The sequence below is a fragment of the Thermodesulfobacteriota bacterium genome (genome assembly GCA_039028315.1).
Taxonomy (GTDB): domain Bacteria; phylum Desulfobacterota_D; class UBA1144; order Nemesobacterales; family UBA2774; genus CR02bin9.
Genome location: JBCCIH010000147.1, coordinates 1 through 6,356, shown reverse-complemented (window position 1 = coordinate 6,356; position 6,356 = coordinate 1). Strand labels below are relative to the sequence as shown.

Annotated in this window: 8 protein-coding genes and 1 tRNA gene; 1 reads left to right on the top strand and 8 read right to left on the bottom strand. The window is 39.4% G+C overall.

All coding sequences use genetic code 11. The annotated features are described in order from the left end of the window. From AAF462_09170 to AAF462_09160, 3 genes are all read right to left on the bottom strand, one after another. On the bottom strand, positions 1-713 hold a 713-nt coding region (locus AAF462_09170; GenBank protein MEM7009287.1), incomplete at its 3' end, for an ABC transporter permease. Positions 714-723: 10 nt separating this feature from the next. After that, positions 724-1,395: an ABC transporter ATP-binding protein gene (locus AAF462_09165; GenBank protein ID MEM7009286.1), complete on the bottom strand. Its 672-nt coding sequence runs from the start codon at positions 1,393-1,395 to the stop codon at positions 724-726. Positions 1,396-1,602: 207 nt separating this feature from the next. After that, positions 1,603-1,679: transfer RNA gene (locus tag AAF462_09160), tRNA-Met, on the bottom strand. A 154-nt stretch (positions 1,680-1,833) separates the two neighbouring features. Here AAF462_09160 and AAF462_09155 point away from each other — a divergent pair. Then, a complete protein-coding gene (locus tag AAF462_09155; protein MEM7009285.1) occupies positions 1,834-2,247 on the top strand; it encodes a hypothetical protein in 414 nt (137 codons plus the stop codon). 15 nt (positions 2,248-2,262) lie between these two features. Here AAF462_09155 and AAF462_09150 read toward each other — a convergent pair whose 3' ends face one another. From AAF462_09150 to AAF462_09130, 5 genes are all read right to left on the bottom strand, one after another. Further along, on the bottom strand, positions 2,263-3,090 hold the full coding sequence (locus AAF462_09150) for an exonuclease domain-containing protein (protein ID MEM7009284.1): 828 nt from the start codon (positions 3,088-3,090) through the stop codon (positions 2,263-2,265). Positions 3,091-3,168: 78 nt separating this feature from the next. Further along, positions 3,169-4,098, bottom strand: a complete 930-nt coding sequence (gene hemC / locus AAF462_09145; GenBank protein MEM7009283.1) for a hydroxymethylbilane synthase — start codon at positions 4,096-4,098, stop codon at positions 3,169-3,171. After that, positions 4,070-5,389 (bottom strand): glutamyl-tRNA reductase, encoded by a 1,320-nt coding sequence (gene hemA, locus AAF462_09140; protein MEM7009282.1) that lies wholly within the window; start codon positions 5,387-5,389, stop codon positions 4,070-4,072. The genes hemC and hemA overlap by 29 nt, the downstream gene beginning before the upstream one ends. A 42-nt stretch (positions 5,390-5,431) precedes the next feature. Further along, positions 5,432-5,989, bottom strand: coding sequence for a GTP cyclohydrolase I FolE (gene folE / locus AAF462_09135; protein MEM7009281.1), 558 nt, complete (start codon positions 5,987-5,989; stop codon positions 5,432-5,434). Continuing rightward, positions 5,979-6,356, bottom strand: a 378-nt coding sequence (locus tag AAF462_09130) for a 6-carboxytetrahydropterin synthase (GenBank protein MEM7009280.1), incomplete at its 5' end; no start/stop codon positions are given. The genes folE and AAF462_09130, both read right to left, overlap by 11 nt.

Below are 6,356 nucleotides of genomic sequence, written 5' to 3'. Positions count from 1 at the left end.
TTGTGTTTATCAGGTATCTCCTGGCCCGGCTGTGGTTCGTATACTTCTCCGGCTCCCCTTAGAACATGGCCGGAAATTTGATAGAACTGGTCAATCGGCACCCATATTACCCTGTCAGAAGGTGAGTTCGTCGGCTCAATTATTCCGACAACTGTATATTCCTCCTCATGACGCATACTTTCATCAAAGATTAGACCGTGATATGGATTCAATTTTGAGCCGACCTTTAAATCTAATTTGTCGGACACATAACTGCCAATGACCGCCTCTTTCTTATCAGGATCAAAAATTCTACCTCCAGGCTTTATCACAAACCCCTGCCCTTTCCTATATTCAAACTTAGTAAAGATATCTTGATCGGTTCCAACTATTCTATAGCCTTTATAGTTATCTCCCACCGCATAAGGGATAGCAAGTTCGACATTTGGGTTTTTCTTTACAGCATCATACATCTCCCAAGGAATATTCCCGGGAGATGTCTCGAGGTGAAAAACGGTATTTAGAACCAGTTGCAACTGACTGCCCCGAGCTCCAAGTACGGCATCAAACCCTACCGGTCCACCCGTAAATGCATCATATGTTTGATTTCTTATACTGAAAACGGACATGACCAGGCCCGCAGCCAATGCAACAGATATCACAGTGACAATAGTAGACAGCTTATGCTGCATGAGACTCTTTGCCACAATTAAGAAAATCCCTTTTTTTATCATTTATATAATCCTAACTCTGCAATGCACGATTAATGTTAGATAACGAAGTCACAGTACTAAAATCATCTAAAACTCTTTGCTCATGACTCACTAAGAGCAGCGAGGCATTATTCTCACTGCAAATATCACGGATTAGTCTTAGGGCTTCCCCTGATGTGCGTTTATCAAGATTTCCGGTAGGCTCATCAGCTAGAACAATTTTTGGACTATTTGCCAGTGCCCTGGCAACAGCAACACGTTGTTGTTGTCCGACAGACAATTGTCCAGGGCGGTAGTTATATCGATTGCCAAGTCCTACGCGCTCGAGCAGTGACATTGCCTTATCTGTATCCATTGAGTTGCCAAACATCATTCCCAAAAGCACATTCTCTAAAGCGGTATAGCCCATAAGAAGGTTAAACGTTTGAAATATATAGCCTATTTTGTTTGCTCTTAAGCTATCCCTATCAGACTCTGATAAAGAGCACATCTCTATGCCATCCAGGACGATACTTCCGCTATCTGGATTTGAAATGCCCGCAATTAAATTAAGAAAAGTTGTTTTGCCAGAGCCGCTTTCACCCTCAAGAGCAAGGTGTTCTCCCTCTTCTAGTTGAAAATGAGGCAAATCAATTATTAATGTACTTTCACTCTCGGGAGAAATATAGCTTTTTTTAAGGTCTGAAATATCTAATATCGGCATATCAAGATTCCATTTCTAAGGTTAAAAACTAATGAACTAATACTACTTGAAATAATACTACTATAGTTATGATACTACTAAAGTATGTGGCTAATATGAAAAAATACAATATAAAAGTGCTTGAATGGACTTAAAACACTAGAGCAAATATCGATCTAACTTATGAAATGAGGGAAACAGAGAAGTGGTGCAAGCAACTCAAATTAATGGTAGCGGGGGGAGGATTTGAACCTCCGACCTTCGGGTTATGAGCCCGACGAGCTACCAAGCTGCTCCACCCCGCGTCAGATTAAGGAGCATAATGGTATTGCAATATCTGAGGACTGTCAAGTTTTATATATAAATTACAATAGTTTAATAAAATTTGTTGACAAGTACCCTCAATAAATATAGATTAAAATATCAATAAGAGAATCAATTAGGAGGAGTACCTATATTATGAGAAGAATGACCGCAATCTTAATGTTTTCTGCATTAATAATGTCAGCTGGTTTTATTACCGGGTGTGAGAATAAAGCTAAGAACGACGAATTTGAAACTACAAAGTCCAGCCTACATGAAACTAAGCAAGAGCTTGATAAAATCAAGCAAAATAGTGAAGCGCTTGATAAGTACATCGCTAACTTGAAAACAAACATTAATGATCTAAAAATTGAAAACCAAAAGCTAATTGCCGAGTCTAAAAGATTAGAAGCTGAGATAATTGATTTAAATCTTCAACTAGGAAAAATTCCTGATTCTGATAGCGACAAGGACCTATCTACTGGTGATTCCTCTGGAACGGATAAATCAGATAACGATCAGGATTCCAGCAATTCCGATAGTTCAGATGGATCTGAGACTGAAATATAGTCTGCTATAAAGGATCTACACTAGAGCTTTAATCCCTAAAATTCTATCTAGTCGAAATGTGCACCTTTCTTTACGCACATGGCAGTAGGCGTGTATGTAGGTTTTAGAATTCCCAACGCTTATATCAAATGGTTCAATAACTCTTACCGATGTCTCTTCCTGATAAGCAGAAAGGTATTTTATCTCAAGCTTAGTTTTATCTCTAAGTGCCCGCTCAATTTCGGTGGGTAAAACAAGCTCATTTGAATTTTGAAGCTCCACTGATTTACCCTGCAGCTTGAGTATGTCTTTTGTTCTCTTGAGCCGAATACCCCTTTCCCCCAAATCTTTTAAAAAGAATTCAAATATTCCTTTAGTTGTCATTACATCTGCAAGCGCGCGGTGCTGTTTGTTAATCAAAACCCCGACATTTCTTGCAATGTCGCCAAGGGAGTTGCTGGGGAAATTATAATATCTTCTGGCTATGCCCAAAGTGTCTATGACTTCATTATCGGGCAGCGTAATATTGAGGTTTCTAAGTTCAGCCCTGATAAATTCAAGATCAAATTTCGCGTTATGGGCCACAATTACAGCATCACTTAAGAAAACGAGAAGGTCTTTTGCTATATCTCTAAATAGAGGAGCTCTCATAACCATATGCTGAGTTATTCCGTGTATTGAGACAGCTTTTTCTGGAATACTTCTTCCGGGGTTTACAATTGTCACAAATTCGTCGGCTATTTGCCCATCAATGGTTTTAACAATTGCGATTTCACATATCTTATCGCCAGAAACCGGGTCAAGTCCCGTGGTTTCTACATCTAAAAACGCAAAATATACTTGGCAAGGATCTTGTGATAACACAGCTTGCTCCTTTAGAGCTAAGTAATACTATCAAAGTTTAATGGAATTATTGCTTAATGCAAAATGAGTGAATATATCCTAAGAATTGCTGAGTGATTCGAGGATTTTACGGCCGCCGTCCTGTAATATAAAATCGGCCAGTCTCTCTCCCAGTTGTTGCGCTTTTTTGCGTTTTCCTATTAGTGTATTCTTAATCAACTTCTCACCGTCAGGAGACGAAATTACACCGCTTACTTTAAGATTCTCACCGTCTAGAATTGCATTACAACCGACCGGCACATTGCAATCTCCCCCGAGACTAAAAAGAAATGCCCTTTCTGCTGCGGCCTGGCTCATAGTCTCATCATGAGTTATATCAGTTAGCATCCCGTTTGTTTCAGAGTCCAGTGATCTGGATTCTATGGCAATTATTCCCTGACCGGGAGCCGGTATCATTAGATCGGCAGATATAATTTGAGTGATTTCACCATCCAGTCCCATTCTTTGTAGCCCCGCTGTTGCGAGAATGATTGCATCATAGTCACCGCTCTCTTTTAACTTTCTTATCCTGGTATCCACATTTCCTCTGATTGGCACAATTTCTAACTCAGGTCGAAGATATAGAAGCTGAGATGCTCTTCTAAGACTCCCTGTGCCAACTCTGCATCCATCTGGCAGATCAGCTATTTCTTGACCAATATTGCTCAAAAGCGCGTCTCTAGGATCATGTCTCTGTACAACAGCATTGATCTCAAGACCCTCTGGTAAAATTGTGGGAACGTCCTTCATGCTGTGAACGGCAATATCTATCTTGTGAGATAAAAGCGCTTCTTCAATTTCCTTAACAAATACACCTTTACCCCCAATCTCTGAGAGCTGCGACTCGGATAGAGCATCTCCAGTGGTTTTAATCACTACAATTTCAATATCTAACTTGGGGAATTCGTCTAAGAGTAGGGACTTAACATGGCTAGCCTGCCACAGAGCAAGCTTACTGCCTCTAGTTCCTATCCTGAGAGATTTCTTCATCATCTTCTTCCAGGAGTAGGAGTTCTTTTTCGAGCTCGAACAGTTTCTTGATGGAATCTACATAAAGAGCGCCCATTGATGAGGATGACTCTTTTTTAAGATTTGTTAGAGGATTGTGGAGGATTTTACCAATGATCCTTGAAGCCATAAGCTCTATTATGTACTTATCATCTTTAGATATGCCCTCAAGCTTATCTAACGCCTTCTCAAGTTCGCTGTTTTTAATTATTTCAAATCTATTCTTAAGGTCAATAATGGCTGGCACAGCTTTTAGGCCTCTAAGCCAAGTGTCATAAGATTTCTCTACTTCAAGCACTATTTCTTCAGCTTTAGTTAAGCTCTGTCGTCTAGTTTTAATATTTTCATCAGATACGTTCTTTAGATCATCTATGTCATATAAATATATATCTGAGAGGTCTTCAACTCTTGGGTCAATATCCCTTGGCACAGCAATATCAATCATGAACATTGGTTCATTATTTCTCAGCTTAAGAGCCTCTTTTGCATGACTTTGTTTGATAATATAATCTTGAGAGCCAGTAGCAGCAATTACAATATCCACATCCTTTAAATGATAAAACACCTCATCAAAACCAATTGATCTGCCGTTTAATTTTTCTGATAGCAAAACCGCATTTTCAAAGTTTCTGCTAGCTATTAGCAAATCTTTGATGCCGGCTCCAATTAAGTGCTGTGCTGCAATCTCTGCCATTTCACCAGTACCTATGAGCATTACCTTTCTGGAGGAGAAATCATCAAAGATTCTCTTTGCAAGCTCAACCGCAATATAGCTGATTGAAACCGCATGAGATCCAATGCCAGTTTCAGTCCTGATACGTTTGGCAACAAAAAATGATGTGTGGAAAAGACGGTTTAGTATTACTCCCGTAGATCCAGCTGCGATGGCCGATTTATATGAATCTTTAACTTGGCCAAGAATCTGGGGCTCACCAACAACCATCGAGTCGATGCTAGAGGCCACTTTAAATAAATGTCTTACTGCCATATGACCTATGGAATAATAGATATGAGGTGAAAATTTCTCACGCGGAACTTGATGAAACTCAGAAAGAAACTGCTTTATGTTTTCAAGACACTCTTCAACATTTTCAGATACAGCGTAGATTTCGACGCGGTTGCATGTTGACACAATCACGCATTCTTCTATGTGGGGTTTTGTTTTAAGCTCAGTTAGAGCATTTTCTATATTCTCATTTGAAAATGTAAAAAGCTCTCTGACTTCGATCGGAGCTGTTTTATGACTGATTCCTAGTACTAGTGTTCGTAGCATTTATTTTATAAATATCCTTAACCGGGTAGAAAATATTATATACTATTTTAAGTCCCTTCCAATAAAGCTTAAAAACTCAGCCCTAGTTCTCTCATCTTTCTTAAAAGCACCTCTCATGGAGCTCGTAAGCATATTGGCTTCAGACTTTTTAACACCCCTCATTGCCATGCAAAGATGATATGCCTCAACTACAACTGCAACCCCTTGAGGGTCTAATTCTTTTTTTAGAAACTCTGCAATTTGAACTGTCATACGTTCTTGTACTTGAAGTCTTCTTGAGAAGACCTCAACAATCCTAGGTATCTTGCTAAGCCCAACAACTTTTCCATTTGGTATATATGCTATGTTGCATTTTCCAAAAAAAGGAAGCATGTGGTGCTCACATAGACTATAGAACTCAATATCTTTTACCACTACCATTTCATCATATTTAATATGAAAAACAGCCTCGTTGATAACCTCTTTAGGATCTACATTATAGCCCGAAGTGATCTCATGGAACATACGCTCCATTCTATCGGGTGTGTCTCTTAGCCCTTCTCTCTTGGGGTCTTCCCCAATCTGCTCCAAAATTTCCTTAATAGCTTTTTTAAAGCTCATATGGATAGTTTTCCTCCTCATAGTATTCGAAATAGCTGGTAGATGTCTCGCTCAGCTTTATATGTATTAACATATCGCCGAGCTCTGGTTTGATCTTGCCCCATATATATTTTGCAATATTTTCACCAGTCGGCTGCTCGGACTCAAAAAACGGAATTTCTATATCAAGCCTCTTATGATCAAGCTCTTCAATAACCGCAAGAAGTACATGATCTAGTTTGTCTACGTTAATAATCATACCGGTGTCCGCGTCTATATCTCCGGCTACTTTTATCTGTACATAGTAATCGTGCCCATGACCGTTTGCGCTTGAGCAAGTATGATAGATTTCAAAGTTCTCCTGTTCAGACAGCTCTTTTACAAACAG

Excerpts from the sequence above, each read along its gene's own strand:
- AAF462_09165 (MEM7009286.1), bottom strand. The coding sequence starts at position 1,395 with ATGCCGATATTAGATATTTCAGACCTTAAAAAAAGCTATATTTCTCCC.
- AAF462_09155 (MEM7009285.1), top strand. The coding sequence starts at position 1,834 with ATGAGAAGAATGACCGCAATCTTAATGTTTTCTGCATTAATAATGTCA.
- hemC (MEM7009283.1), bottom strand. The coding sequence starts at position 4,098 with ATGAAGAAATCTCTCAGGATAGGAACTAGAGGCAGTAAGCTTGCTCTG.
- hemA (MEM7009282.1), bottom strand. The coding sequence starts at position 5,389 with ATGCTACGAACACTAGTACTAGGAATCAGTCATAAAACAGCTCCGATC.
- folE (MEM7009281.1), bottom strand. The coding sequence starts at position 5,989 with ATGAGCTTTAAAAAAGCTATTAAGGAAATTTTGGAGCAGATTGGGGAA.